This is a genomic window from Iodobacter sp. BJB302, from assembly GCF_002735645.1.
Taxonomy (GTDB): Bacteria; Pseudomonadota; Gammaproteobacteria; order Burkholderiales; family Chitinibacteraceae; genus Iodobacter.
Genome location: NZ_PDZG01000055.1, coordinates 1 through 26,000 on the forward strand (window position 1 = coordinate 1; position 26,000 = coordinate 26,000).

At 48.6% G+C, this 26,000-nt stretch carries 29 protein-coding genes and 1 other RNA gene; 21 read left to right on the top strand and 9 right to left on the bottom strand.

Going from position 1 to position 26,000, the window contains the following annotated elements:
• The first annotated feature begins 298 nt into the window (after positions 1-298).
• The 4 genes from CSQ88_RS16085 to CSQ88_RS16100 all read left to right on the top strand — a co-directional run bounded on the left by CSQ88_RS16085 (position 299) and on the right by CSQ88_RS16100 (position 4,995).
• The gene (locus CSQ88_RS16085) at positions 299-1,042 is read left to right on the top strand and encodes a YdcF family protein (RefSeq protein ID WP_099399102.1); all 744 of its coding nucleotides are present in this window, start codon (positions 299-301) and stop codon (positions 1,040-1,042) included.
• Between the two features lie 405 nt (positions 1,043-1,447).
• Positions 1,448-2,074, top strand: a complete 627-nt coding sequence (locus tag CSQ88_RS16090) for a transcriptional regulator (RefSeq protein WP_099399103.1) — start codon at positions 1,448-1,450, stop codon at positions 2,072-2,074.
• Between the two features lie 75 nt (positions 2,075-2,149).
• Positions 2,150-3,451: a serine/threonine transporter gene (locus tag CSQ88_RS16095; protein ID WP_099399104.1), complete on the top strand. Its 1,302-nt coding sequence runs from the start codon at positions 2,150-2,152 to the stop codon at positions 3,449-3,451.
• A gap of 152 nt (positions 3,452-3,603) precedes the next feature.
• On the top strand, positions 3,604-4,995 hold the full coding sequence (locus CSQ88_RS16100) for an L-serine ammonia-lyase (protein WP_099399105.1): 1,392 nt from the start codon (positions 3,604-3,606) through the stop codon (positions 4,993-4,995).
• Between the two features lie 238 nt (positions 4,996-5,233).
• On the opposite strand, the gene CSQ88_RS16105 is transcribed toward CSQ88_RS16100, so the two are convergent.
• The 6 genes from CSQ88_RS16105 to CSQ88_RS16135 all read right to left on the bottom strand — a co-directional run bounded on the left by CSQ88_RS16105 (position 5,234) and on the right by CSQ88_RS16135 (position 8,729).
• Positions 5,234-6,016 carry a peptidylprolyl isomerase gene (locus tag CSQ88_RS16105; protein ID WP_099399106.1) on the bottom strand — a complete coding sequence of 261 codons (783 nt, stop codon included), beginning with the start codon at positions 6,014-6,016 and terminating at the stop codon, positions 5,234-5,236.
• A 49-nt stretch (positions 6,017-6,065) separates the two neighbouring features.
• Positions 6,066-6,347: a BolA family transcriptional regulator gene (locus tag CSQ88_RS16110; RefSeq protein ID WP_099399107.1), complete on the bottom strand. Its 282-nt coding sequence runs from the start codon at positions 6,345-6,347 to the stop codon at positions 6,066-6,068.
• Complete coding sequence (locus CSQ88_RS16115) at positions 6,334-6,633, bottom strand: YciI family protein (RefSeq protein WP_099399108.1); 300 nt, start codon at positions 6,631-6,633, stop codon at positions 6,334-6,336. Before CSQ88_RS16115 ends, CSQ88_RS16110 begins: the two co-directional genes overlap by 14 nt.
• Complete coding sequence (locus tag CSQ88_RS16120; RefSeq protein WP_099399109.1) at positions 6,633-7,190, bottom strand: septation protein A; 558 nt, start codon at positions 7,188-7,190, stop codon at positions 6,633-6,635. Before CSQ88_RS16120 ends, CSQ88_RS16115 begins: the two co-directional genes overlap by 1 nt.
• Before the next feature lie 340 nt (positions 7,191-7,530).
• Positions 7,531-7,628: signal recognition particle sRNA small type (gene ffs / locus CSQ88_RS16130), an RNA gene on the bottom strand.
• Between the two features lie 123 nt (positions 7,629-7,751).
• Positions 7,752-8,729 (bottom strand): asparaginase domain-containing protein, encoded by a 978-nt coding sequence (locus CSQ88_RS16135; RefSeq protein WP_099399111.1) that lies wholly within the window; start codon positions 8,727-8,729, stop codon positions 7,752-7,754.
• 63 nt (positions 8,730-8,792) lie between these two features.
• Here CSQ88_RS16135 and smpB point away from each other — a divergent pair, with 63 nt between their 5' ends.
• Complete coding sequence (gene smpB, locus CSQ88_RS16140) at positions 8,793-9,248, top strand: SsrA-binding protein SmpB (RefSeq protein WP_099399112.1); 456 nt, start codon at positions 8,793-8,795, stop codon at positions 9,246-9,248.
• Between the two features lie 74 nt (positions 9,249-9,322).
• On the opposite strand, the gene CSQ88_RS16145 is transcribed toward smpB, so the two are convergent.
• Positions 9,323-11,350: an LTA synthase family protein gene (locus CSQ88_RS16145; protein WP_143449497.1), complete on the bottom strand. Its 2,028-nt coding sequence runs from the start codon at positions 11,348-11,350 to the stop codon at positions 9,323-9,325.
• Positions 11,328-11,939, bottom strand: coding sequence for a glycerol-3-phosphate 1-O-acyltransferase PlsY (gene plsY / locus CSQ88_RS16150; RefSeq protein WP_099399114.1), 612 nt, complete (start codon positions 11,937-11,939; stop codon positions 11,328-11,330). Before plsY ends, CSQ88_RS16145 begins: the two co-directional genes overlap by 23 nt.
• 81 nt (positions 11,940-12,020) lie before the next feature.
• On the opposite strand from plsY, the gene CSQ88_RS16155 reads away from it, so the two are divergent.
• From CSQ88_RS16155 to CSQ88_RS16190, 8 genes are all read left to right on the top strand, one after another.
• Positions 12,021-12,377, top strand: coding sequence for a dihydroneopterin aldolase (locus CSQ88_RS16155; protein WP_099399115.1), 357 nt, complete (start codon positions 12,021-12,023; stop codon positions 12,375-12,377).
• Positions 12,378-12,644: 267 nt separating this feature from the next.
• Complete coding sequence (locus CSQ88_RS16160; protein ID WP_099399116.1) at positions 12,645-13,526, top strand: Tim44 domain-containing protein; 882 nt, start codon at positions 12,645-12,647, stop codon at positions 13,524-13,526.
• A gap of 132 nt (positions 13,527-13,658) precedes the next feature.
• A complete protein-coding gene (locus CSQ88_RS16165; protein WP_099399117.1) occupies positions 13,659-13,994 on the top strand; it encodes a hypothetical protein in 336 nt (111 codons plus the stop codon).
• The gene (locus tag CSQ88_RS16170; RefSeq protein WP_099399118.1) at positions 13,994-14,665 is read left to right on the top strand and encodes a Crp/Fnr family transcriptional regulator; all 672 of its coding nucleotides are present in this window, start codon (positions 13,994-13,996) and stop codon (positions 14,663-14,665) included. Before CSQ88_RS16165 ends, CSQ88_RS16170 begins: the two co-directional genes overlap by 1 nt.
• Before the next feature lie 49 nt (positions 14,666-14,714).
• Positions 14,715-15,383: a Crp/Fnr family transcriptional regulator gene (locus CSQ88_RS16175; protein ID WP_099399119.1), complete on the top strand. Its 669-nt coding sequence runs from the start codon at positions 14,715-14,717 to the stop codon at positions 15,381-15,383.
• 177 nt (positions 15,384-15,560) lie between these two features.
• Positions 15,561-16,199 (top strand): TetR/AcrR family transcriptional regulator, encoded by a 639-nt coding sequence (locus CSQ88_RS16180; protein WP_099399120.1) that lies wholly within the window; start codon positions 15,561-15,563, stop codon positions 16,197-16,199.
• Entirely contained in the window at positions 16,196-17,281 is a 1,086-nt protein-coding gene (locus tag CSQ88_RS16185) for an HlyD family secretion protein (protein WP_099399121.1), read from the top strand. The genes CSQ88_RS16180 and CSQ88_RS16185 overlap by 4 nt, the downstream gene beginning before the upstream one ends.
• A 103-nt stretch (positions 17,282-17,384) precedes the next feature.
• A complete protein-coding gene (locus tag CSQ88_RS16190; RefSeq protein ID WP_099399122.1) occupies positions 17,385-18,971 on the top strand; it encodes a DHA2 family efflux MFS transporter permease subunit in 1,587 nt (528 codons plus the stop codon).
• Between the two features lie 51 nt (positions 18,972-19,022).
• Here CSQ88_RS16190 and luxS read toward each other — a convergent pair whose 3' ends face one another.
• Positions 19,023-19,532, bottom strand: a complete 510-nt coding sequence (gene luxS, locus CSQ88_RS16195; RefSeq protein ID WP_099399123.1) for an S-ribosylhomocysteine lyase — start codon at positions 19,530-19,532, stop codon at positions 19,023-19,025.
• Positions 19,533-19,695: 163 nt separating this feature from the next.
• On the opposite strand from luxS, the gene CSQ88_RS16200 reads away from it, so the two are divergent.
• The 8 genes from CSQ88_RS16200 to CSQ88_RS16235 all read left to right on the top strand — a co-directional run bounded on the left by CSQ88_RS16200 (position 19,696) and on the right by CSQ88_RS16235 (position 25,840).
• Entirely contained in the window at positions 19,696-20,670 is a 975-nt protein-coding gene (locus CSQ88_RS16200) for an L-threonylcarbamoyladenylate synthase (protein ID WP_099399124.1), read from the top strand.
• A 392-nt stretch (positions 20,671-21,062) separates the two neighbouring features.
• Positions 21,063-21,473, top strand: coding sequence for a type IV pilin protein (locus CSQ88_RS16205; protein WP_099399125.1), 411 nt, complete (start codon positions 21,063-21,065; stop codon positions 21,471-21,473).
• Positions 21,474-21,531: 58 nt separating this feature from the next.
• A complete protein-coding gene (locus tag CSQ88_RS16210; protein ID WP_143449498.1) occupies positions 21,532-21,969 on the top strand; it encodes a hypothetical protein in 438 nt (145 codons plus the stop codon).
• Between the two features lie 59 nt (positions 21,970-22,028).
• Positions 22,029-22,460, top strand: coding sequence for a type IV pilin protein (locus CSQ88_RS16215; RefSeq protein ID WP_099399127.1), 432 nt, complete (start codon positions 22,029-22,031; stop codon positions 22,458-22,460).
• A complete protein-coding gene (locus CSQ88_RS16220; RefSeq protein WP_099399128.1) occupies positions 22,441-22,890 on the top strand; it encodes a Tfp pilus assembly protein FimT/FimU in 450 nt (149 codons plus the stop codon). Before CSQ88_RS16215 ends, CSQ88_RS16220 begins: the two co-directional genes overlap by 20 nt.
• The gene (locus tag CSQ88_RS16225) at positions 22,874-23,284 is read left to right on the top strand and encodes a hypothetical protein (protein ID WP_099399129.1); all 411 of its coding nucleotides are present in this window, start codon (positions 22,874-22,876) and stop codon (positions 23,282-23,284) included. Before CSQ88_RS16220 ends, CSQ88_RS16225 begins: the two co-directional genes overlap by 17 nt.
• On the top strand, positions 23,262-23,903 hold the full coding sequence (locus CSQ88_RS16230; RefSeq protein WP_099399130.1) for a hypothetical protein: 642 nt from the start codon (positions 23,262-23,264) through the stop codon (positions 23,901-23,903). The genes CSQ88_RS16225 and CSQ88_RS16230 overlap by 23 nt, the downstream gene beginning before the upstream one ends.
• Positions 23,900-25,840, top strand: coding sequence for a hypothetical protein (locus tag CSQ88_RS16235; protein WP_099399131.1), 1,941 nt, complete (start codon positions 23,900-23,902; stop codon positions 25,838-25,840). Before CSQ88_RS16230 ends, CSQ88_RS16235 begins: the two co-directional genes overlap by 4 nt.
• The last annotated feature ends 160 nt before the right edge of the window (positions 25,841-26,000 follow it).

Below are 26,000 nucleotides of genomic sequence, written 5' to 3' on the forward strand. Positions count from 1 at the left end.
TTTTGATACCTGCTTCGCCAGTTAAATATTGCTGAACGACAGAGAGCTTGAATTGCGTTGAGTACTTGGACATAAAAACACCCCAAAAATATGGACGGGTGTCCAACTTTTGGGGTGCAGTTCATATAGCGGCTCTTTGTGCATTTGGCAGCTCAAATTCATTCATTTAAATGATCAATCGGCATTTCTCTCAATAAGCCATGGCACACGCTATTTTTAGTTTTTTTTGCAGCGGAAAAGCCCGTTATATAATCCCCCCAAACATTCCCTCCCCCCTACTTACCGTTCAGGAAGCCCCATGCATTCTGCCGTACTCGCTAAAAACGCTATTGCCGCTTGCCTGCTGCCGCCCGGCCTGTTTTTATTGCTGATGACCATCGGCCTAATTTTACTGCCCCGTAAGCCCCGCCTTGGGCGAAGCCTGATTGCGGCCGGCATATTAAGCCTGACTGTTCTTTCAATGCCGCTTATAGAGAAGCGCTTGCTGCGCATGATTGAGCCCCCCGCCCTCACAACCATCCCCGGTGATGCAACGGCCATTGTCTGCTTAGGCGGAGGAAAACGCTTTGCCGCTTACGATCAGCCAGAAGGGGAAACCATCAATAACGCCACGCTGGCCCGGCTGCGCTATACCGCCCAGATTGCGAAACAAAGCCAGCTTCCTGTATTGGTGACCGGCGGAAAACCACTGGGGGGCATCAGTGAGGCGGTACTGATGGCAAAGGTTTTGCGTGAAGAATTCAATACTCCGGTGCGCTGGGTAGAAAGTGAATCCGTCGATACCCAGGAAAACGCCAGCCTGAGCGCAAGGCTACTCGGAAAAAACGCAAAAATTGTGCTGATCACCGAAGCCGCACACATGCAAAGAGCGCAAATGGCTTTTGAAAATGCCGGATTCCATGTAACTACTGCTGCAACAGACTACGCAAACCAAGAGCCGCTTTCCATCCTTTCTTTTATGCCAAAAGCCTCGGCGCTCAACCGCAGCAGTTTTGCCTTACACGAGTTGCTGGGCATGCTCTGGCATCGTCTTCGTACCTGATTTGTCCGTTCGTCAGCAGCACCCTTGACATTCAAACTGACACAGAGCCGCTAAAAAAATACACAAAAGCCCCCTTAAAACCCCGCCACCCTACAAAAAAACAACACTTTTACTTCATAAAATGAAGGGTGTTGTTTTTTTCCGCACCCAATCCAATAAGAACAAAAAAGTAAATAATACAATTTTTTCAAAAAACAGTTTAAAGAGATATAAGGCGCTAAACACTCAGCTAAACTGAATATATTCCATTTAGCATTAAAATTTTGACATTTTGTATTAATAATTTTTTATTTCTGTGAAAATTTTTTTATTGATGATCATCAAAAAACGTACTTAATCCAACATCATCAACAAAAATTCGGGAGTAGAATCCACACCAACTTATCAAGACAAGAATTTTTTATCATGAAGATCTCGGTAGACCTAGACATCCTTTCAGATTTCCTATCACAAGTATTAGGGGAGTCGACAGAGGTGGCGGTTCACGATATGAATCAGCTGGAAAAATCGCTGTGCATTATTAAGAACCCAATCTCGGGACGAAAAGTTGGCGCTCCAGCCACAGATTTTGCGCTGCGCTTGCTGCACGAATGCCAGAACAGCGCCAAAGCGCCTTTTCGTACTAACTACCAGGGCAAGACACTCGACGGCCATCGCCTGCGCAGCTCCAGCATGCTGCTTCAAGACGAAGCAGGTAAACCCTTTGCTATGTTGTGCATTAACCGCAACGACCATCACCTGCAACGTGCCAGCGAATTACTGCATCAGTATTTTCAGCACGAAGAAAACACACCCAGCGAAGAATTACTCAGCCACTCAGTAGAAGAATTAGGCGACGACATTATTAATCAGGCATTAGCCAGCTATCCGATTGCCGCCAAACATTTAAGCAGCACCGATAAAAAAGACATTGTGCAAAAACTTGAACAAAACGGCGTTTTTTTAGTGAAAGGGTTTATTGCAAAAACAGCCTCTTTACTCTCGATTTCAGAACCCACGCTTTATCGCTATTTGAAAAACAGTACTAACTAAAAGAGAAACCAACGATCCAGATTGATCGACTTAAACATACACACTTAAAAATTATTTTTATCTAGAGAAAACATCATGTCTGACACAACACTCAATGATCTGGCACTGCCTGGCAGCGCACCAACCTGGACCAAACACGACACCGTTTGGATGCTTGGCCTCTACGGCACTGCCGTTGGCGCGGGTACTTTATTTCTGCCGATTAATGCAGGGATTGGTGGTCTTTGGCCACTGGTTTTAATGGCGTTTTTAGCATTGCCATTAACCTTTTTTGCACACCGCGGACTGAGCCGTTTTGTTTTATCCGGCTCAACAAAAGATGGTGACATTACAGAGGTAGTAGAAGAGCACTTTGGTAAAGGCGCAGGTAAAATCATTACCCTGCTTTATTTCTTTGCGATTTACCCGATTCTGCTGGTGTACAGCGTAGCAATTACCAACACCGTGCTGTCTTTTTTAACGCACCAGATGCATATCGCAGTAGGAACAGATTTAGTAACACGCGGCATTTTTGCCCTGTGTCTGATCTTAGGACTGATGTCTATTGTTCGCCTTGGCGGTGAATTCATCGTTAAAGCCATGAGCGTCCTGGTTTATCCCTTTGTGATTGCCTTAATGCTGCTTGCTGTTTATCTGATTCCAAACTGGAACAGCTCAGTTATCGATCAGGCAGGCAGCCTGGGTGATGCACTGACCAGCGCTTCTTTCTACAAAACTATGTGGCTGGCGATCCCGGTAATGGTGTTCTCGTTTAACCATTCACCAATTATTTCTTCTTTTGCTGTAGGTCAGAAAAAACTGCACCCAGGTAAAGAAGACCAAATTGCATCGAAAATCTTGCTGCGCAGCCACATCATGATGGTGTTGTCAGTGATGTTCTTTGTATTTAGCTGCGTATTCAGCCTGGCTCCTGCCGATTTAGTTGCTGCTAAAGCACAAAATATTTCAATTCTGTCCTACCTTGCTAATCACTTTGATAACCCTGTTATTGCCTGGATGGCTCCGATCATTGCCTTTATCGCGATCACTAAGTCCTACCTTGGCCACTACCTTGGTGCTAAAGAAGGTCTGCATGGCCTCGTGATCAAACAATTGCGTGAAAAAGGCAAAACCATCTCAACACCTAAGCTTGAGCGTTACACCTCGATCTTTATGCTGATCACCACTTGGTTAGTTGCCACAATCAACCCAAATATTCTGGGAATGATTGAAACCTTAGGTGGCCCGGTGATTGCAGTACTGCTGTTCCTGATGCCGATGTACGCCATCCATAAAGTACCAGCAATGCGTAAGTATTCCGGCGCAGCCAGCAATGTGTTTGTGGTCATGATTGGTCTGATTGCGATCTCTGCAATCTTCTACAGCCTATTTGCCTAAACACCACCCGCTTTATATACAGCCTGCTTTTCACCCGCGGACTGTCTGACTTAAGTAATCACAACGAGGGAAAAAGCATTTTTTCCACAGCAGATGAAGCTTAAGCCCGACAGCCCCGCCAGGTGGCAGGCTGTTTTTACAAGGAAACCGCCATGTTCAGCACCTTAGATATCTACAAAATTGGTATTGGCCCATCAAGCTCGCACACCATCGGCCCAATGAAAGCAGGCCATCAGTTTTTAGGTACATTAAAAGAAACCGGCCAATTTAATGCCGTTACAAAAATTGCAGTTGATTGTTATGGCTCGCTCTCGCTCACAGGCAAGGGCCACTGCACCGATCACGCCATTATGCTGGGGCTGGCAGGTAATCTGCCCGATACCATCGATTTAGACAATATGGCTAATATCGTTCATGAAGTAGAGCAAAACGGCACGATTTGCCTCGGGCGCACTCAGCAGCGTGTCGGCTTTAGCTTGGCCTTCCAGGATAGCTATCTGCCCCTGCACGAAAACGGCATGATGATTCGCGCCTTTGTGGGTGACACCTGTTGCCTCAGCAAGACTTACTACTCGATTGGCGGCGGCTTTATTGTGGATGAAGAGCACTTCAACCAGGGCAGCTGCAACGACATCCCCGTGCCCCATCACTTTTTAAGTGCAGATGATTTGCTGAATATGTGTGAAGACAGCGGCTTATCCATTTCGGCCCTTGTGCTCGAAAACGAGAAAGCCTTCCACGACATCGCCGATATCAAAGCGCACTTTGTACGGGTATGGAGCGTCATGCAAAGCAGTATTGAACGCGGCATGAAAACCGAAGGCAATCTGCCCGGCCCAATGCGTATTCCCCGCCGTGCTCCTGCCCTGCACCATCTGCTGACCAGCTCGCTGGATGTGGCAAATGATCCGCTCAATGTAATGGATTGGGTGAATATGTATGCGATGGCCATGTCAGAAGAAAATGCAGCCGGAGGCCGCGTGATTACTGCGCCTACCAACGGTGCCTGCGGCATCGTTCCCGGCGTGATGTCTTACTACAACCACTTTATTAAGCCACTGGATGAAGACAGCGCACTGCGCTTCTTCTTAGCCTCTGGTGCAATTGGCTGCCTGTACAAGCTCAACGCATCCATCTCTGGCGCTGAAGTAGGCTGTCAGGGTGAAGTTGGCGTCGCTTGCTCTATGGCCGCTGCAGGCCTTGCTGAACTCATGGGCGGCAGCCCTGCTCAAGTCTGCATGGCCGCAGAAATCGCTATGGAACACAATCTGGGCCTCACTTGCGATCCGGTCGGCGGACAGGTGCAAATCCCTTGTATCGAGCGCAACGCCATTGGCGCAGTCAAAGCCATTAACGCCGCCCGTATGGCCATGCACCGCAGCAGCAGCCCTAAAGTGTCTTTAGATAAAGTGATTGCGGCAATGTATGCCACAGGTAAAGATATGGATGCTAAATACCGTGAAACTTCATGCGGCGGCCTCGCCCTGCAAATTACGGCTCCGGCATTAAAAACCATTACTTTTATGGATAAAGTACCTGCTTAAATAAATGCCCGATCGTGGCCCCGGTGATATTTTCCGGGGTTTACTTTCTAAGACAGCGGTTTAATTACTTATAAAAATGCGGCTGATATAGCCGCACTTTTATTGGCGAAACAATAAGGCAGGCGTTCATTACCTGCAATTAATGGCGCTTATTTGCAACGCAGCCATTTACGGACAAAACCACAGACATAAAAAAACCCCGCAATCTAATTGCGGGGTTTTTTATGCAAAAAGCCAATTACTCTACTTTTGCTTTAGCACGCAATTCTTCAACCATTTTTTGTACACGCTGGCCTTGCAGCTCGCGCATCAATTCTGGTTTTACTTCTTCAAACGATGGGCCTTTCGCTTCACGCTGATCATCAAGCTTAATCACGTGCCAGCCAAATTGGGTCTTCACTGGATCAGAGATCTTGCCTTTAGGCAATTTGCTCAGCGCCTCGCCAAATTCTTTTACGTAGTTAGCAGGTGTAGACCAGCCTAGGTCACCACCATTAACGGCGCTACCCTTGTCTGCAGATTTCGCTTTAGCGATATCTTCAAACTTTTTGCCTTTTTTCAGATCAGCCAGAACAGCTTTCGCTTCTTCTTCTGTTTTAACCAGAATATGACGCGCTTTGTATTCTTTACCGGTGAAGTTGACTTTGATCTTGTCGTATTCTTTCTTCAGATCAGCATCGCTTACCGGATTTGCCTTGGCGTAGTCATTTACATAAGCGCCAACCAGAATTTGTTGCTTGGCCATATCCAGGCGTTGCTGTACATCTGCGTTCTTTTCCACGCCTTTCTTTTGCGCTTCCTGGAACAGTACTTCGTTACGAATCAGCTCTTCTTTGATACGTGCACGCAGTTCCGGGCTGTCTTTCTGACCACGTTCAGCTACTTGCTTCAAAAAGAAATCAACTTTGCTATCAGGGATAGCAACGCCATTCACGGTTGCAACGTTGGCAGCGGTTGCCGCAAATGAAGCAGACAAGAAGCAAGCAGTGAGAGCAAGAGCAATACGGTTCGGTTGACGCATGTGTTCAGTCCTTTGTTCTAAAGTCAGTAGAGCTTAGGTTCAATAGAGTTTACAACTCGTCCGGCGTCAGTGTTTTTTTAATACTGAGCGCATGGATTGGGTGCGGGATTAAATCCACAAACAAGGCCATCACCATCCGGTGACGGGCCAGGGTGTTTTTGCCTGCAAACTGGGCAGAGACAATAGTCAGATCATAGTGCCCGCCTCCTGCCACGCTGCCTGCGTGGCCAGCATGCGATGCACTATCATCGTAAATATCGACGTACTCAGGCTGCAACACGCCAAGGCGTGAGTGTATTTCTTCGACAATCATAACGCTAGGGGAGGACATGGCGAAAGGGTTTCACAATAACGTTTACATAAACCCCTGCTTTTAAATAGGGATCGCTGTCAGCCCAAGCTTGCGCAGCAGGCAAAGAATCGAATTCGGCCACAATTAAGCTGCCGGAAAAACCAGCTGCACCCGGGTCTGTTGCATCAATGGCAGGAAAAGGCCCCGCCAGGATCAGGCGACCTTCTTCTTTCAAGAGATGAAGCCTTGCCAGATGTGCAGGCCGATTTGCCAGACGCAGCTCTAGGCTATTTTCACCATCACTTGCCATTATTGCGTAAAGCATCAGGACGGCTCCTTTTTATCTTCAGCCTGATCATTAAGATACCGTGAAAGCACCAAGGCTTGCAGCAGCACAAATACCAGCGTTAATACCAGCGTGCCAAACATCTTGAACTTAACCCAGAGATCTTCGCTGTAGTTAAATGCAACGTAAAGATTAAGCACGCCCATACAGATAAAAAACAATACCCAGGCCAGATTAACTTTATCCCAAAGCTTAGCTGGCAGGGTCATTTGCGGCCCCATCAGGCTTTGCATCAGGTTTTTACCCCTGATATAGCGCGACCCGCACAGAATAAGGGCAAACACCCAATACAGTACGGTAGGCTTCCACAAAATAAACATTTTGTTATGCAGCAACAAAGTGGCACCACCCAGCACAGTGATCAGGCCAAAGCTTAACCACAACATGCCATCAACTTTGCGGTGTTTAAACCAAGACCATGCCACCTGCGCCGTCGTCGTGGCTATTGCCACGCCTGTTGCCGCATAAATGCTTTTGGTAATGGAATAAGTTACAAAAAACAGAATAACCGAGAAGAGGTCAAAAAGGGCTTTCATTAGCATCTTCAAAAGAGAGATGCCGCATTATGCTGACCCATTTTTACGAAAACAAGTAAATGCAGACAAAAAAAAGCGCCGCGACAGTGCGCGGCGCACAATTTACCACTGGAGATACACGAAGCATCAAGCTCGCGTGATAAGTATCATCAGGCATTCGGGCATCGGGGGTATTGATATGGATCAATCAGGAGAGACTGATAAAAACATCCGTTTAAAACAATATCCCAAGCAAATAAAACACAAACAACGATGAACGCGGTGCGTTTCATCGTTGCATTAAACAGACTTGGAAATTTATACACATCCCGCGCAGAACCGCAGGATTTAAGAATGGGGAGGTGGCGAGCCTGACCCCCGGCACTAGCATTAAAAGCTGTGGCTGCTTCCTTCCGGACCTGACCAGGTTAACCTTCTAGCTATGCGGGGAGACCCGCCGTCGAACACAGGTGCGCACTATAGCACAGCCTGGCTAAAACGCCTAGCAATCTGCCAGATTTAAGTCCCCTTTCCTGCAATAAAATCAGATTTATCTCTTTTCAGACATATTTATAAAAACACTTAAGTAAGCCGGTCGCCTGAGTGAGGCGCCAGAAAGAGAGCTGCCCGCTCATCCCTGTCCATACCCTTAGCTTGCACATAGTAAAGCTTAGCCAGCGCAGCTTCCGGCGTCATATCCGCACCATCCAGTACACCCAGGGCTGTCAGGCTGCCACTCACAGCATAGCGGCCCATTTTTACCGAGCCTTGCAGGCAAGGCGTACAGTTCACCACCAGATTTTGCTCAGCCAGTGCCTTCATCAGGGCTGGCTGACTGCCGGCATTGCCTGCGCCAAAGGTTTCCAGCACCACGCCATCAAGGCCAGTGAGTGACGATGCCAGCCATTCTGCACTAAAACCCGGCGCTAACTTTGCCGCCACAATACGGGCGTTTTCCGCCACAGGCTGCAAACGAAACGAGCCTGTCGGTTTAGTCATGGCCAAGGCCATAGCGGACATCTCCCAATGCCCCGCTTGCCATAAACCAAGCGCAGGCAAATTAGGTGAGGCAAAGGCAGCCATGCCATCACAATCCACTTTACGCACCCGATTGCCACGCAGGCACAGCCCGGCAAACACCACAGCCACCTCACAAAAATCAGGCACTGAGGCTAATGCCAATGCTGCGGCAACATGCTCAATGGCATCATTACCCGGCTCGCACCATGGAATTTGCGACCCTGTCACTACCACTGGCTTAGCTAGGTTTTCCAGCATATAAGAGAGCGCGGAAGCGGTATAAGCCATCGTATCTGTGCCGTGCAGCACCACAAAGCCATCGTAATCATCGTAATCCGCCGCAATATCAGCCGCGATGCGATTCCACAAAGCGGGCGTCATTTCGCTTGAATCAAGCAACGGTGAATACTCCAGCACCGACAGGCCCGGATAGAGGCTTTGCAACTGCTGCTGCAAATAATCAGGCGCGGGCGCATAGCCATCGCTGCCCGGCAACATACCAATCGTGCCGCCGGTATAAATGACGCGAATTCTCTGCATCTATGACTTACTCCGTAAAGTGTTAGAATCGGGGTTTAGTGAAACAAAACCGGACCCATTGCGATGTCGATCGTCGATAATAAAAAGGCTTTTCACGACTTCTTTATCGAAGAACGTTTTGAAGCGGGCCTTATGCTACAAGGCTGGGAAGTCAAATCAATCCGCGCTGGCCGTGTGCAGCTCAAAGAATCTTACGTAGTTTATCTGCGGGGTGACTTCTGGCTGATGGGCGCACATATCTCGCCACTCACCAGCGCATCGAGCCATGTACTGCCCGAGCCTACCCGCCTGCGTAAGCTATTACTCAATCAGCGCGAGATCGAAAAACTATCGATCAAAGTTGAGCGTGCAGGCTACACCGTGGCGGCGCTCAATATGCATTATAAAAACGGCTTTATTAAACTGGATATCGGTTTAGCCAAAGGTAAGAAGCAGCACGATAAACGTAATAGCGAAAAAGACCGCGAATGGGTGCGCGAAAAAGCGCAGATTGTTCGTGCCAACAACAAGTATGCCTGAGAGCAAGCATGCACCCCGAGCAAGTGCTTCATGCACTTGCCCGGGGCACTCCAGAAACACAAACAACATTGCAGTTATTTTTTTACCGCCTGAACCCGAATCATCCAGTCTTGCAATGCCAGCCTTGCCCGCTCGGTTTGCACCGCTTTTTGTAAAGCAGGCGGAGGGTTTTCCAAAGGCAGCAACTTATCTTTAGCCGCATTCCAATGCAGCCAGGTGCTGTGATCCAGCCCTACGGCCACCCCTTCCGGCGTATATAAATCATTAAAATCCCCCAAGCCAGCCCCCTGCCAGGCACTTGAAAGCATATCCTCGCCAAATCCTGGATAACTTACCCCAGACAATGAGTGCGCATAAAGCGTAGGGAAAATATCCCGATGCCCGCCCTCTTTATCCGCCTTATATTTTCCCTTGAAGCGGTAAGCTGGCGGAATACGCAAATACAAGGGCACACGATCAAGCCAGTGCAAATCTTCATTCATTTTTAACTTAAAAAACGAGCGAAGATGATGATCACCACTCGCTGCGAGCAATGTTTTATCCGCGAAACCTGAAGCTTTGATCTGATCAATAAAGCCCCCTAAAGCATCAGAGGAATACTGAAAAGCCTGCAATGCCAGTTTTGCCTCAGCAGGCGGAAGCGTTACATCATTAAATTTGGCCATATTGATCGGCTTAACGACGTAATGTTTAGGCAAAATACTGGGTACAAATGGCGGATGATTGGTGGTCGACAAAATGAACATCATCACTTTCTGCCCTTTTGCATCGGCTTTTTGCAAAGTATCAAAGGCAAAGCGGAATAAATACTCATCATGCACGCCCGCATCAGCCACACTCGCCTCAGGGTAAGCCGCTTTGATATTATTCATATCCAGCACGTCATCAAAATATTGCTTTGAAAACGCACTTTGCAGCCTGCGCCAGCCCCCGCTGCCCCCGAACACCAATATAGTCCGGTAACCTGCATCCTTATAAGGCTTAGCCGCCGATGAAGCATAAGAAATAGAGCCAAACGAACCTTGAGTCAAAGGCGTAAGCGGGGTATTAATCAGCAGATTTTCTAAAGACGGGTGAGTCCCCCGGCGGCCCGATGCAAAGTGAGTAAACCAGTAATCCTCAACAGTGTGTTTAGCCATTCTGCCCAGCATATCGTTATCCGCAGCCTGCCTTGAGATCGCCTGCATTCCCCATGATTCCATCAGGCTCATCACCACATGCGGAGGGTGCTGTTGCAGATAATCATTTTGGGCAGTCTTTCTGAACATTGCCGCCATCACTTCATCATCCGTGCGAACATCCCAACCCAGCACCTGTGCAGCAGCAACAGGGCTGGCAAACCCCAAACCCTGTAAGCCCGCAGTAACATCAGGGCCAATATCAATTTGCTCCTGCCGCTCTACCCATGCTGCGTGCAAGGCAATAGGACCATTAGGCACCAGATCACAGAGCAAGCGATTGGAAGAAACAGCAAAGCTTTCTGGATTAAGAGGCTGGCTCGCCAGACTACCCCTGGCAGACAGGGCCAGTAGCACAATCAAGCCCGCACAGGCAGGCCAGCGCACCCGGCGACGCACAGGGTGCGGCACTTTTTCTGCCCAGACCAATAATTTTTGCCAGAGCTTTAACTGCACAAAAACCAATACCGATACTCCCAGCAAAATGCGGATTACAGAGTAATCCTGCCAGATGGTTTTGAGCACAACCCATGTGTCATCTTCAAACAAGCCAAACACAATCGGGTTAAACGGGCTGCGATAATAGCCATAATAAAAATGATTACTGACCGCCAGTAAATTGATAATGACTAGGCTTAAAGCAAAATATGCCCGCCCCAGTTTCATTACGCCAGCGGGGCCGAGCACCCTCTTGAATAACAGCGCAATTAACAGAAAAACCAGAAAAACCACAGCCCATATTTTTAAATCAAAACGAAACCCCATTAAAAGCGCCTGCCAAAAATCAGCCTCACCCAATAAGGCCGTACTGCCATGCAAGGCAGCGGTCCATAATCTGACCAGGCTTAAAGGAATAAGGCCGACCAAAAGGCCGGCCAGCACCATACGGATTAACGAAGAATTATTGTTTATCAACCTGCTCACCAATCTGCCCTTCTTTACCTGTTAATAGATCCCTGATATTTCTTTCATGACGCCAGATCAGCAGCACAGATATCACCAATACAGCCGCAATTTGTGCAGAAGACGGCAACCAAATCCATGCCAGCACCGGGGCCAGCAAGGCAGCGAGGAGCGCTGCCAAAGAAGAAATTTTCATCCCCTTTGCCACCACCAGCCAAAGCAGCAGGGTCAGAAGACCAACACGCCAATCAAGAGCAAGCAAAATACCTGCGGCAGTGGCCACGCCTTTGCCGCCCTTAAAACTAAAAAACACCGGCCACATATGGCCGACTGTTACGGCAACAGCGGCCAGAGCAATCACTTCCGGCCCCAAACCCAAGGAGCGCGCAGCAACTTGCGCCAGCACAATGGCCAGCCACCCTTTAAGGGCATCGCCCAATAAAGTGAACAAAGCTGCTTTTTTATTGCCGCTGCGTAAAACATTTGTGGCACCGGGGTTGCCCGAGCCATAACTGCGCGGATCGGCTAAACCACTGGCTTTGGAGACAATCACGGCAAAAGAAAGAGAGCCGATCAGGTAGCTTACTAAAATTAGAATTAACGGTGTCATACCTAAATCCACTACAATCGTAAGCTTCCGATTTTAAGCTAAATGACCGCTGATGGGTAAAACCCATTAAGTCACCCCATCATGGACATTATCTATTTACACGAAGTGCGTGCGCGCACCCTTATTGGCTGGTACGACTGGGAGCGCGTTGCGCCGCAAGTTGTAGAGCTTGATCTGGAGATTGGCATCCCTTCTGCACGCGCCTGTGCCAGCGATGACTTAGTCGATACCATTGATTACGACGCGGTAGTCAGACACATCCGAAAAGTACTCGAAGAGCGCCATTTTCTGCTACTGGAAGCGCTCGCAGAGCATATTGCACAGCTCATCATGCAAGACTTTGGCGCCCCCTGGGCTAAGGTTTCTGTCACCAAACTGGGCATTCTGCATGAGGTTGGCCGGGTAGGCGTCACGATCGAGCGCGGCCACCGCGCCTGAATTGATTTGAAAACATCCGCCCGCATGGGCGATGTTTCCCATCATACCCAGCAGAATTTCGTATCAAGCGATCCATGTAAGTGCGGCATTCAGCAGCACTGACCAAGCTTTAAGCGCCTGCAACAATCGCCCGCGCACACAATACCTGCACGCCCCCTGCTGCTTTCAAATTTCAAGTCATTTTGCATTTATTTGCAAAATGACTTGAACTTTCCTGCATTCAACCTCACTAAGCATGTATTGAATGATTCAACGCAAGGACTTGGCATGAGCCAATTTAGTCGTACTCTGATGGTTACCCTACTCACTGCATCGTTATTTGCCAGCGGCATGGCCGAAGCAAAGCGTGTGGGTGGCGGCCGCTCCAGCGGCATGCAACGCAGCCAGACGACGCGCCCGGCAGCACCACCTCCTCAGCGCAATGTTGCGCCTGCACAGCAACCCGGACAAGCCGCACCTCAGCCACAACGCAGTGGCATGGGCTCGATCATTGGTGGCGTAGCAGCGGGTGCATTGGGCGGTTATTTATTAGGCAACCTGCTAAATTCAAACAATGCTTCCGGCACTTCGCAATCTGCTGGTGGCGGCTTCCCATGGGGCTTATTGCTGCTATTGGGCGCAGGTGGCTACTTTGCCATGCGGATGATGCGCCGTCGTAAAGAAGCTGCATTAGCAGCCAGCCCTGCATTTGCAGGAATGCCAAACCAGAACAACGCACAAACAGACCGCGTTTTCCGCATGGGTGATCAGGCCGCGGCTGTTACTCCGGCATCAGGTGTTACCCGTTTGCCGGATGGCACAGAAACAGCGGCATTTTTGCGTCAGGCACGAGGCAGTTTTATGCATATGCAAACCCTGCACTCGGCTGAGCAAGTCAATGAAATGCGCAAATACTTAACGCCTGAGCTGTTTAACGAGCTAAGCCAGGAAATCTCAGGCAATGACGAGCCTGCAGAATTTCCCGAACTCAACGCAGAGCTTGTCGATTGCGCGACCGAAGAAGGCAGAATGGTTTCCAGCGTGCGCTTTTACGGCAAAGTGAGTGAATCACTTCACTCTGCCCCTGCGCCATTCCAGGAAATATGGCATTTTGTACGCCCAATTAACGGTGACCCGCGCTGGATGGTCGCAGGGATTCAGCAGCTATAAGGCTTTATTGACCTGTAAACAACAAAGACCGACTCTCGTCGGTCTTTGTTTTGGCAAAAATAATATGCCTGAACAGCGGCCTGATTTTTCGCTTACACTAATAACAATACTATTGACATACTGGCTATACAAATGCGTCGTCTTATTATTATGCTGTTTGGATTAATCGCCCTCACAGGCTGCGATAAGGTCATGGAAGTCGTAAACAAGCAACAAGCCAATGGCAAAGCGATTGGTGCGGCCTGCAGACATAGTGGCCGCGCACTTGAAGATTGTTACCGCCGCAATATCCGGATTCCCAAAGCCGACATTTTTGCTGGCTGGAAAGAAATGAATGAGTACATGCAGCAAAAAAAGATTGATGTCATTGCGCCACCTGAAGACGAACCAGCGCCTGCTGAAAAAAAAGTGGAAAAAACTGATGCATCCGAAGAAAAGCCTGCTGACGCCGAAAAAACAGGGCACTAATGACTAAAAATGAAACGCTTCGCCAATTACTCGCTACCGTCCCGCTGTTTACAGACTTAGACGATGAGATTCTGGCCGCCATTGAAAAGATCTCGAACCGGCGCAACCTCAACAAAGGCTCGCTGCTCTTTGCAGAAGGTGATATTGCCGAATCAATGTATGTACTGATCGAAGGACGATTGCGCTGTTTTTCCAGCGCAGATACAGGTAAAGAATTTGTCTTTTATGTAGCCACGGCCGGAACAAGTTTTGGTGAAATGGCATTAATTGATGAAGAACCCCGCTCGCTCTCTATAGATGCGGCCGAAGACTGCCAATTACTCAGTATCAGCAAAACGTCTTTTCTTGAACTTCTTGAAAAAACGCCATTACTTAACAATAACTTGCTGCGGAATATGATTCGTTACAATCGTTACCTGGCAAATATGGTGAAATCTTTAGCACTCAAGGACGTATATGGCCGTATGCGCCTCTTACTTGAGAATTTAGCCATTGATGTGAACGGGCGGCGCTATATTGAAGATGCGCTTTCCCAGCAAGCAATCGCAGACCGCGTAGGCTCATCAAGAGAAATGATCGCAAAATTAATGCGCGAGCTGGTATTTGGCAACTATATTCGCATTGAAAATAGACGAATTGAATTATTACAAAAATTACCCGAACATTTTTAACACCCAATATTGCCAGAAATAGGCACTGAGCCACGGAGATATAACCCTCATGGACCATCATTTACTTAAAAACTTTTTATCGCAATCTGCTATTTTCCAAGATTTTGCTGATGAAGATTTAGATATTGTTTTAAATGCAGCAGTAAAACGCCACCTTCCTAAAGGCACCTTTCTGTTCCGCGAAGGCGATCCTGGCGAATCCATGTATATCCTGCTGGAAGGCCGTACACGCTCATTTACCAGCGACAATCAGGGCAAAGAATTTGTCTTTATGATTGGCGAGCCAGGCGATGTATTTGGCGAAGTATCTTTGATTGATGATGAGCCCCGCTCATGGTCTACCCAGACTGAAGATGATTCATCCTTCCTGATGTTCTCCAAACAAGACTTCCGCGAAGCACTGAATGCCCTGCCTAACGCTAAAGACCAGCTGATTATGAATCTGGCGCGCATGGTTCGCCGCCTCTCACTGACCATGAAAAATCTGGCCCTGCTGGATGTTTATGGCCGCGTTCGCGCCTTATTTGAAGGCATGCTGACCGAAGCTGACGGGCAGGAAATGATTTCCGAGCCACTCACCCAGCAAGCCATCGCTGATCGTGTGGGCTCTTCTCGTGAAATGATTGCCCGTATTCTGAAAGAACTCGTTTTTGGCGGCTATATCCGTCTTGAAAACAAACGCATCATCTTGCTGCAAAAGCTGCCAGAACGTTTCTGATCTGCGCCTTGCATCAAGCCTGAGCCAAGCATCTGGCAGACCATCGTCTGCCAGATTTTTTTTGCCAGTACACAGCACCCTCCCCTATTTTCAGGCCATCAGCCCTGACTGATTCTTGACATCACTCAAAGCTATCTATTTAATGACTGACCGGTTAGTTATTAGGCAGAAAACAAAGTGACTGACATCACGCGCACGCGCCAAAGACGCAAAGAAGCCCGCCCTGGCGAGATTATCGAGGCCGCACTTATTTTGTTTCACCAAAAAGGTTATTCAGCAACCAAGCTGGATGATGTCGCGCGTGCTGCAGGTGTAACCAAAGGTACGGTTTACCTCTATTTTTCTAATAAAGAAGCCCTCTTCAAAGCCGCAATCAGCGAAACCATCCATCCTAATCTCGACAGAATTGAAGAGCTGGCCATCAACAGCACCAAATCAGCCACACAGCGTCTGCGCACCGCAATTGCCAGCTGGGCCACCGCGCTCAATGACTGCAAGGGCAGCATTTCCAAGCTCATGATTTCTGAAGCAGGCAACTTCCCTGATTTAACCGATTTTTATATTGAGACCGTGGTTAAGCGATCACGGCTTCTGCTTATCAAACTGATCCAGGCCGGCATAGACAGCGGTGAATTTCGCCAGACTGACCCAGATATGCTGGCTAGGGTTTTGTTCTCCCCTATTTTGCTGACCAGCATCTGGCGGCATACCTATGCCAGACAAGATCCAATTACTTACGACTTAAACCAACTCGCCCAATTTCACCTCGACATCGTTTTGCATGGCATTGCCATCGCCCCGGAGCACACGCTATGAGCACTAAACCTGCCTCACCTGCACGCAGCATTCTTGCGATTATTTTCCTGCTTGTTTTGTGTTTTTTAGGCTATCGCTGGTGGTGGGGAAACCACCATATCAGCAGCGATAATGCTCAGTTAGAAGGGCATATTGTGCCTATTGCGGCCCGGGTAAGCGGCTATGTAAAAGCAGTTCCTGTCAGCGACAATCAGCTTATGCCGCAGAAATCCTTACTGATCGAGCTTGATCCGCGTGATTATCAGGTCAAAGTTGCACAAGCCGAAGCCGATTACCGCCAAGCCCTGTCTGCGGCCGGCCATGATAAACAGCCCGGCGAGGCGCTTGCGCGTATTGGTGCTGCAACGGCTAATGCAGCAGCCGCTACCGCGCAATCCCACACCGCCGAAGCACAGATTACCGAAGCCCGTGCCAGTGCACTGAAAGCCCGTAAAGATTTATCCCGCAGCAAAGAGCTGGCCGCACAAAAAATGCTGAGCCAGTCTGCATTAGATAGCGCAGAAGCCTTGCTCAAAGCGGCCGACGCCCGCGTAAGTGCGCTTGAATCTGCCCTGCGCACTTCAAAAGAAAGCGCAAACGCGGCCGACCAGCAGGTGGCTGTTTCTTCTGCGGGCCTTAAATCTGCTCAGGCTAAAGCCATGGCAGCAGAAGCCACCTTACAATTTGCACGCAATCAGTTGATTGACACACAAGTCTATGCCCCTGCCTCTGGGGTAATCAGCAAAAAAGCTGTCGAGCCAGGCCAAATGATTCAGGCAGGCCAGACACTGATGTATTTAGTACCTATTGATAAAATTTGGGTCATTGCCAATTTAAAAGAAACTGAACTTAAGCAAATTAAGCTGGGCCAGGAAGCCGAAATTGAAGTCGATGCTTTCCCGGATTTAAAACTTAAAGGAAAAGTAGATTCATTCAGCCCCGCAACCGGTGCGCGCTTTACGCTATTACCCGCAGATAATTCAACTGGCAATTTCACAAAGGTGGTGCAACGTGTGCCGGTGAAAATTGTTTTAGATGAATTACCTAAAAACAATCCATTACGCCCTGGGCTTTCGGTGAATGTGACAATTCATACGCCCTAATGAATCAATTGCAAATTACAGCAGCGGGCTTTATTCCCAAACTGCCAGCCTGCACAGGTTCACAGTTTGGGCAAAAAGCCTTATCAGATGATAAAGAGGCGATATGAAAGCCATTTTGCCGGGTTTATCCCGATCAGATACGCCGGAGCGTATTTACGCACATCGCTATATTATTGCGATGTCTGTTACGCTGGCCTGCGTATTAGAATTATTAGATACCAGTATTGTGAATGTCGCTGTGCCACATATGATGGGCAGCCTTGGCGCAACGCTGGATGAAATCACCTGGGTATCCATTGGCTATGTAGTGGCCAATGTGATTGTTCTGCCCATTTCCGGCTTTCTGGCGCAATTATTTGGCCGCAGAAATTACTTTATTTTATCGATTGCCCTGTTTATTTTTTCTTCTTTTGCCTGCGGCAATGCCACCAGCTTAGGCGGCCTTGTTTTCTGGCGGATTGTGCAGGGTTTAGGGGGGGGCGGCTTAATTGCCACGGCTCAATCCACTTTATTTGATACCTTTCCCAGCAAGGAAATGGGCACCGCCATGGCTATTTTTGGCATGGGGATTATGACAGGCCCGATGCTGGGGCCTACATTAGGCGGCTGGCTGACCGATCAATATTCATGGCCGTGGATTTTTTATATTAATCTGCCACTCGGCGGTATTGCGCTGTTTCTGACTCTGCTTTATATGCCGGAAGCCAAACACCAGCAAGCCATTAACAAAATCGACTATATCGGTTTGATTTTAATGGCCGTCGGCATTGCCACTTTGCAATTACTACTGGAAAGAGGCGAGCGCTTAGAATGGTTTACCTCGCCCGAAATTATCAGCTATGCGCTGATTAGCTTTTTTTCACTCAGCTTATTTATTATCCGCCAGCTGGAAATCAAACACCCCATTGTTGATTTATCCATTTGTAAAGACCCCCAATTTTCTGCGGGCTTAGTCATGACATTTTTGCTGGGTGCATCGCTCTTTTCAACGGTATTTATTTTCCCTGTTTATGTACAAAGCTTAATGGGCTATACCGCATGGCAAACAGGATTAATGATTTTACCTTCAGCGATGGCATCGGGTTTAGCCATGCCTATTTCTGCAAAATTAGTTGCACGGGGTGTTTCTGCCAGAGCGCTGATTGCCTTGGGCGCTATGCTGTTTATGTATGGAATGTGGCAGCATTATCATTTCACCACCGATTCCGGCATGAATGACTTTCTTTGGCCCATGATTATTCGCGGCTTAGGGCTGGGGATGATTTTTATGCCACTGAATGCGCTGACCATGGCCAATATTTTGCCACAGCAAATACCTAATGCAGCGGGCTTATATAACTTAACCCGCCAATTAGGCGGCAGTGTGGGGATTGCACTCTCGGCCACGCTTCTTGCCCAATTGGGCGATGCAAAACGCGCAGCGCTGAACGAACATGTGATTAGCAATAGTGCTCAGACCATAGAGCGTATTGCCGGATTAAAAAGCCGATTATTGTTCATGGGCACACCAGAAACACTCGCCCCAATCAAAGCTCAGGCGCTCCTCGCCCAGCAAATTGCCAAACAGGTACAAATGCTGTCTTTTGCACATTTATTTATGCTTTTTGGCATTGCCATGCTGTGTGTTACGCCGCTTTTATTTGTTATGAAAAAACAAACCATGAGTGCAGGCAGCGATTTATCGCATTAATAAGCAATAAAAAAGGCTGATATAAAATCAGCCTTTTTTACTTCTGCCCAATTAAAGCGACTGCAGCTTTTCCGCTGAGAGTGCTAATTCATCATTGCGATTGACGCCAATACCACGATCAATCACATTCTTAGCTATACCTTGTGCTTCTTCTAAAGAATGCATGACAAAAGTACCGCATTGGTATTCGTTCAGCTCTGGAATCTCGCTTTGCTCTTTCACCTTTAAAACATCTTCCATTGCCAGCTTCCAGGCATTCGCAACACGCGCCTCGCTAGGTGCACCGCATAAGCTCATATAAAAACCAGTACGGCAACCCATAGGCGAAATATCAATAATCTCTACGCCATCACCATTCAGATGGTCACGCATAAAGCCCGCAAATAAATGCTCCAGGGTATGAATGCCGCGCTCAGAAAGAATTTCCTGATTAGGCACGCTAAAACGCAAATCAAACACAGTAATCGTGTCTTTACTTGGGGTCTGCATGGTTTTGGCAACGCGCACCGCAGGAGCCTGCATACGCGTGTGATCAACGGTAAAACTATCTAATAAAGGCATATTTCCTCTCTGAGATTACGGCCAGTGGACAGTGCTGCAGCATGGTATCACGCGTGAATATCCACCTTAAACATCTTGCAGGCCTAAAGAAAGCACTAAAACGACGGCCTTCGCGCTGGCTGCACATCAAGGTATAATTCGCTCTTTTGTATGAAAGCTTCTGATGACTAGCGATCTGGATCAAGCCATTGCCCTTCTTAAAGCCGGAGAGCTGGTCGGCATTCCCACTGAAACCGTGTACGGCTTAGCAGCGGATGCGGCACAACCTCTGGCCGTGGCTAAAATTTTTGCCGCCAAAGGCCGCCCGAATGATCACCCTGTGATTGTGCATATTGCCGGTAAAGCACAGCTCAATGATTGGGCGATGGATATCCCCGGTGACGCATGGAAACTGGCCGATGCTTTCTGGCCCGGCCCGCTGACGCTGATTCTAAAAAAACAGCCACATGTTTCTTATGCCGTAACCGGCGGGCAGGATAGCGTGGGCTTACGCGCTCCTGATCATCCAATCACGCACGAGCTTTTGCAGCGTTTTGGCGGGGGCATTGCCGCCCCTTCGGCCAATCAGTTTGGCCATGTCAGCCCCACTACCGCACAGCATGTAAGAGATGAATTCAGCACAGAAAGTGTGTCACTCATTCTGGATGGCGGCGCTTGTGATGTGGGCGTTGAATCAACGATTATCAGCCTGATCGGGCCGCGCCCCGTTTTGCTTCGCCCCGGTGGCGTAGCCCGCGAGGCGATTGAAGCCGTACTGGGCCACAGCGTTGAGCATTTGCAAAGCGCCGGCAGCGCCAAGATTCGTGCCTCAGGCTTATTGGATTCTCACTATGCGCCGCGCACCACGCTGTTAACTGGCAATCAGACACAAATGGCCGCTGCCGCCCTGGCAAGAGCGGGGCAAAAGCTGGCGGTTTTACATACACAGGCGCCCTTGCCGCAGGATGACACCACGCTGCACATCCTGATGCCGGATAACGCGGATGAATACGCGCAAATGATTTACGCCACTTTGCGTGATTTAGATACTCAGGGGCTGGATGCCATTTTACTGGTGCTTCCTCCTGATGAGCCCGCCTGGCTGGCAGTACACGACAGGCTGGGCCGCGCCGCACATCAAAAAATGAGCCAGGAGTAAATCCTCCTCTCATCCCGCTGTATATTAAGCAGGCCTCTGAAATCCCCGGCACACCTTGCCGGGGATTTTTTTATCTCCACCCACGCATGGCAATACCACTTTAAAAAATTTCAGCCTTGTTTCAATCAAAACAACACCATAGAACTTATGTTTACTGCGCTTAAACACAATAAAAAAACATTCCGCCACCAGGATCAAAAAAATAATATTTCCATTTTAAAACACAGACATATATAGAACACAGCACTATTTCACCCAGATAATTTTCACGACACTTACCACAATGCATTGCAAAAATAACAGTTTGCTTATATTGCATAAATAGATTGCCGCCTTTCTTCAATACCACTAATATCTCCTTACATAAATAAAACACCCTAAGTGAATTCCTTATGAACAGAGGCTTTACACTTATTGAGATGATGATTGTTGTGGCAATCATCGGCATTCTTGCGGCCATCGCCCTTCCAAGCTACCAGGACAGCGTGCGAAAAAGCCGCCGCAGCGATGCAGTGGTGATGATTGCAAAAATCCAGCAGGCCGAAGAAAAATGGCGGGCAAACAATACCGCTTACACCAGCGATCTTGGTGCGTCCGGGCTCAGGCTAAGCAGCAGCAGCGATGCCATCACAAGCGACAGCGGGTTTTATGAAGTGAAGGTCAGTCAGCCCACGGGCTCTGGCTATGTCATTACCGCCAAAGCGGGCAAAACACAAAGTAAAGATACAGGCTGCACTGAATTGGTAATGACCATCAGTCATGGCAATGCAAACGGCACTCCGGCCCAGTGCTGGCAAAAATAAAACTCAGAATGTGGCACACCACGACAAGCAAAACACTCCACCTGCTGAAGGCTTTATCATGCTCCGCACCCTTTTTGCTTTAAGCATTTTCTTTTTATCCGGCACCCTGCTGGCCTCTGCGGTGTATGTGCAAAGAGAAGCCAATGGCAGCGTCACATTTGGTGATGCGGCATCGATGTCCCCCAAGGCCAGGGTGCACATTGTAAAACCCGCTACCGCTGCGGCCGCACAAGCCTCCGGCCCCGCAACGCCGCCCCCCAATGAAGCACTGACCATATTGAACAATATGGAGCAGCGCAATTTAAAAAACATTGCAGAATCCAGAGAAAAATTAAGCAAACTTTATAAAAGAGCCGCTGAAGAGAAAAACCCTAATTTGCGTGAAAATCTGCTCAGTCAGATTCAGGCAGAAACACAGGCAACTGAAATTTATAACGCAAATTTAAATCAAATCAAAAAAAATAAAGACGCACTGAATAAAGAGCGCACTTTATAGCTTTAGCCTTAATCAAAAAAAATAAACAATTTAATTAACTCAGTGTATTTTGGGCTGTTATGAAAAAGAATGGGTTTACTTTAATAGAAATGATGATTGTTGTGGCTATTATCGCCATTCTGGCCTCGATTGCCATTCCCAGTTATCAGCGTTATATCCGCCAGGCGGCAGCAAAATCTGCAGCAGGTGATTTGGTTTCTTTATCACTATTTTTCGAACAAAAACTACAGCGCAGATTAAGTTACGAATTCACAGATGCTAGTGGCAATGTCGTTGACGAGCTGACCACCAATACAACGGAAGCGACTAAGGCATTAGTCACCGGCTGGCAGCCTTCTCAATCAAACTTTACTTACAAAACAAGTATTGCAGATGACAGAAACAGCTATACCCTGACCGCCGTCAGCACTAAATTCACCTGCACACTCAAGCTAACTTCCGCTAACGCCCGAACCGCAACAGGAGCCGATTGTGGATTCACAAGCTGGTAAGCAAGCGGGCTTCAGCCTGATTGAGCTGATGGTAACCATGGTGATTTTTGTCATGCTGACGCTTGCAGCCGTTTCGCTTGGCTCCTCCTGGCTGGTTTTAAGTGATTTGCAAAAATCAGAAAGCGTTTTAAAAATGGCGCATTCCAAAGCCAAGGCACTGGCGATCAGAAACGCCAACGGCGCAGCAGCTGGCTTGCAAATTACCGGGCAAAAAGTCTTTATCTGCGCTGGCAATGTAGGGGGTGGCAGCTGCACGGCCAGCAACGCAATCTGGTCGGCCACTTTTGCAAAAAATGCCGCAGTCAGCATCAGTGACAGCGCAAGCAGCGATATCACCACCATACAGCTGGACAGAACTGGCCTTGCCGCCAGAGCACTGACTTACACCATTACAGAAAGAGGCGATCGCGTTGATGGACAGCTTGTATAAACAAAAAGGCGACGCCATGATCGAGGCACTGGTTTCCATTGTGCTGCTTGGCGTGATTATGATTGGGCTGACATTTTTAGTGGCCAAAACGGCAGTGGCACAAAAAACCACTTCGGTACAAAACATGGCCCTGTTTGCCCTGCGCTCAGCCGCACAAACGCAAGGCGTCAGTGCTTTATGTGCCGCGGCCAGCCCTTCGGTTACTGTCGCGAATAAAAATGTGGCGCTAACGGCCCAATGCCAGCGCAATGCCTTTACTGCGACGGTTGCAGGGCAGACGATTAATATTCCTGCGGCGGCCAATTCACCGATTACAGCGTCAGCTCTGACCACAAAACAAGATGTAACAAATGCGAAACTAATTGGGGGCGATGGTGTTATTTCGCTCAATTAAATCGCAAAGCGGGGTTTCTTTAATCAGCATGATGGTGGGCATTACCATCTCGCTGATTACAGCCCTGGCCATGCTGACCCTGTTTCGCCATTCAATCAGAATTACGGCAGATACCACCCAAATCAGCAAACAAGATGCCGAAAGAACCAGCGCCATGACCATTGCGCCCATTTTGCTGCAAGACGCCGGTTTTGGTATTAACAACGCCAGAGTCAGTGACAATATCATCGCGCTTAAAGGGGCCGCTTTCTCTGCCAGCAAGCTCAGCGGCACGGTTGCAGCCAGTGGCGAAACAGCCAATGCTCTGATTTGGCTGCGTAATCTGGGGACAAATTTTGAATGCTCAGCCATTTTTGCTGAGCCAGGCAAAGGCCTGATGCTGCTTGGCCCCATCAACTGCACAGGCCTCAGCACATGGTCAACGGCCAGCTGGGCTTCCGCCAAGCCACTTGCAAGCCTTGGCACTTTTAATTTTGTGCTGAGTAATACTGCGGGCACATGCAGTCAGTTTGGCTATGCCAGCCTAGGCAGAGCTACCGTCACCATTCAATCAAACAATGCAATCGGGCAGCCTGTCAGCTCGCAAAACTGCTTATCCAATCTGGTGGTTTCCCCATGAAAAACCCACAAAAAGGCATGGCGACGGTTCTGATCCTTATTTTTGTCGGCCTGGCACTTGGCGCAACTGTTCTGGGCGCTAATTACTATGTAAAAGGGATGCAGGAGCAGCAAAACACCTCGCTGGCCGCCACCCAGGCCCAGATGCGGGCATGGCAGGGGCTGGATATCGCCCAAACTGTTTTTAACAATATGACGGCCACTCAGCTGCAAGCACTGGCAACGGCGGCGGCCACCTCACCGCAAAATATCACCCTCACCGGCGTGCCCAATATCACTCTGCAAGTCACCGGCGCAACAGCAGGCCCGCCAAGCCAATTTAATATTGTGGTCACCGGTCTGGCAGGCACTAATACCAGTCTTGCTTCCAGCTCAAGGCTGGCGGCCAGTATTGTGGCCACCCCAGCCACGCCCCCCGTTCGCCCATCCAGAGGCGTGGTGATGTTCAATAGTGATTTAAAGCTGGGCGGTGCCATCAAATTATTTGAAGGTGATGTGCATAATATGGAAATCCGCGTGAACGGCGATGTTGAAACCAGTGGCAATTCAATTACCGGCGTTGGCGTTATCCGCTCTACCGGCAATATTACAATCACCTCGGGCAGCAGCTTTGGCTTGCTGCACGCCAATGGCAATATCACACTCACAGGCAGTACCAGCTCCAAAGCCCTGCTTTCCCGCGGCAATATCTTACTGGACAATAACGGCACCATTCATCATGCAGCGGCAAATGGCAATATCACGGTTAAAAACTCGACCGAAGTGCTCGATCTTCTGGCAGGTGGCGCGCTGAATATCACAAATGGTGGCGCAAAATTTCAAAGCGGATACCAAACCGCCTATAGCTTTAACCCTGTTGCCGATCATTTTGAAATCACTACACTACCCCAGTTTGACGTGGCCTCTGGCTATACAGGCGCAACGGGCAAACCCAAGTATGACAAAGTAAAACTGGGCGTAAGCAAACCGGGGGATTGGTTTGATACCAGCATGATCAGTGTTGTGCCCGATTTAATCGTGAATGTGCCTATCGTGACGCTCACCCCCGACGATAGCTTTAATGCCTATGCTTATAAAGATTTAGCCAATTACGCTTTCTATACAGACAGTAAGGGCTATATGAAAGTGAAGGTCAAACGAATCAGCGGCATAGCTGAAGGCGATTACTTTATTGGCTCTTTTGGCACTAGCCAGAAAGATTATCTTTGTACTACGGTATCCGGCCCGGCATCGGCAGCTCAATGCACTGGCCGCGCCCTTGAAACACAAAAAACAATTTGTGAAGGGTTTTCAAGCTCAAACTCCTGCTTTACTTATGACAGCAGCCAAAAACTCTGGACAATTAACGGCAAAGGAATTGCACCCGGCGTAGCATGGTTTGAAGGTAATTTAGCGGTGCAAAATGGTACTTATTACAATACTTTTATCACCACTTTAAATTTTAAAACTTCAGCATCAGCCACAATCTATGCACCCAATTATGCAGGCTATTCAGGACGGGTTGGCTCGACTATTTATTCACCACTTGGCTATTGTAATCAAACTTATTACGGATTAAACCCAAGCCAGTTTTGTGCTTCAGCCACAAGCTGGAATAGCGATATCGATGGTGGAATTGGCAATTTTTCTACCATGGCAGGCAGCACACTGAATGATGTTTACCAGGGTGGCGATATCAGCTTTGCAAATAGCTCTGATATTTATGGCAGCGTTTGGGCGGGCAATTTATATGGCAATACCGGTGATACTAAAATTCACGGCTATATCACAGCCCTAGCCTTAGGCTCCCAAACAAGCAACTCCATACAAAACAGTACCAATATTATTCTGACCAATTTGCCTGCCAGCTTTAGACCGGATCAAACCGCCTCCACCCCTGGCGGAGGCGGAGGCGGCAGTGCCCCCAGCTCGGTTGTTCGCTGGGTCAGATATATCTAACCCCCTGCACAGCCCCGTAAATCTGCTTTATGGGGCTGATTGACGTTAATTTCTGCCCAACCTTTGATCTGATCCGGCAGCTGCACGCCCTGTTTAAGAGTAGAATCCGCCCCCTTCGTAAAGCTGCTCCGGCCCGCCACACACCAAGCAATATACGGCT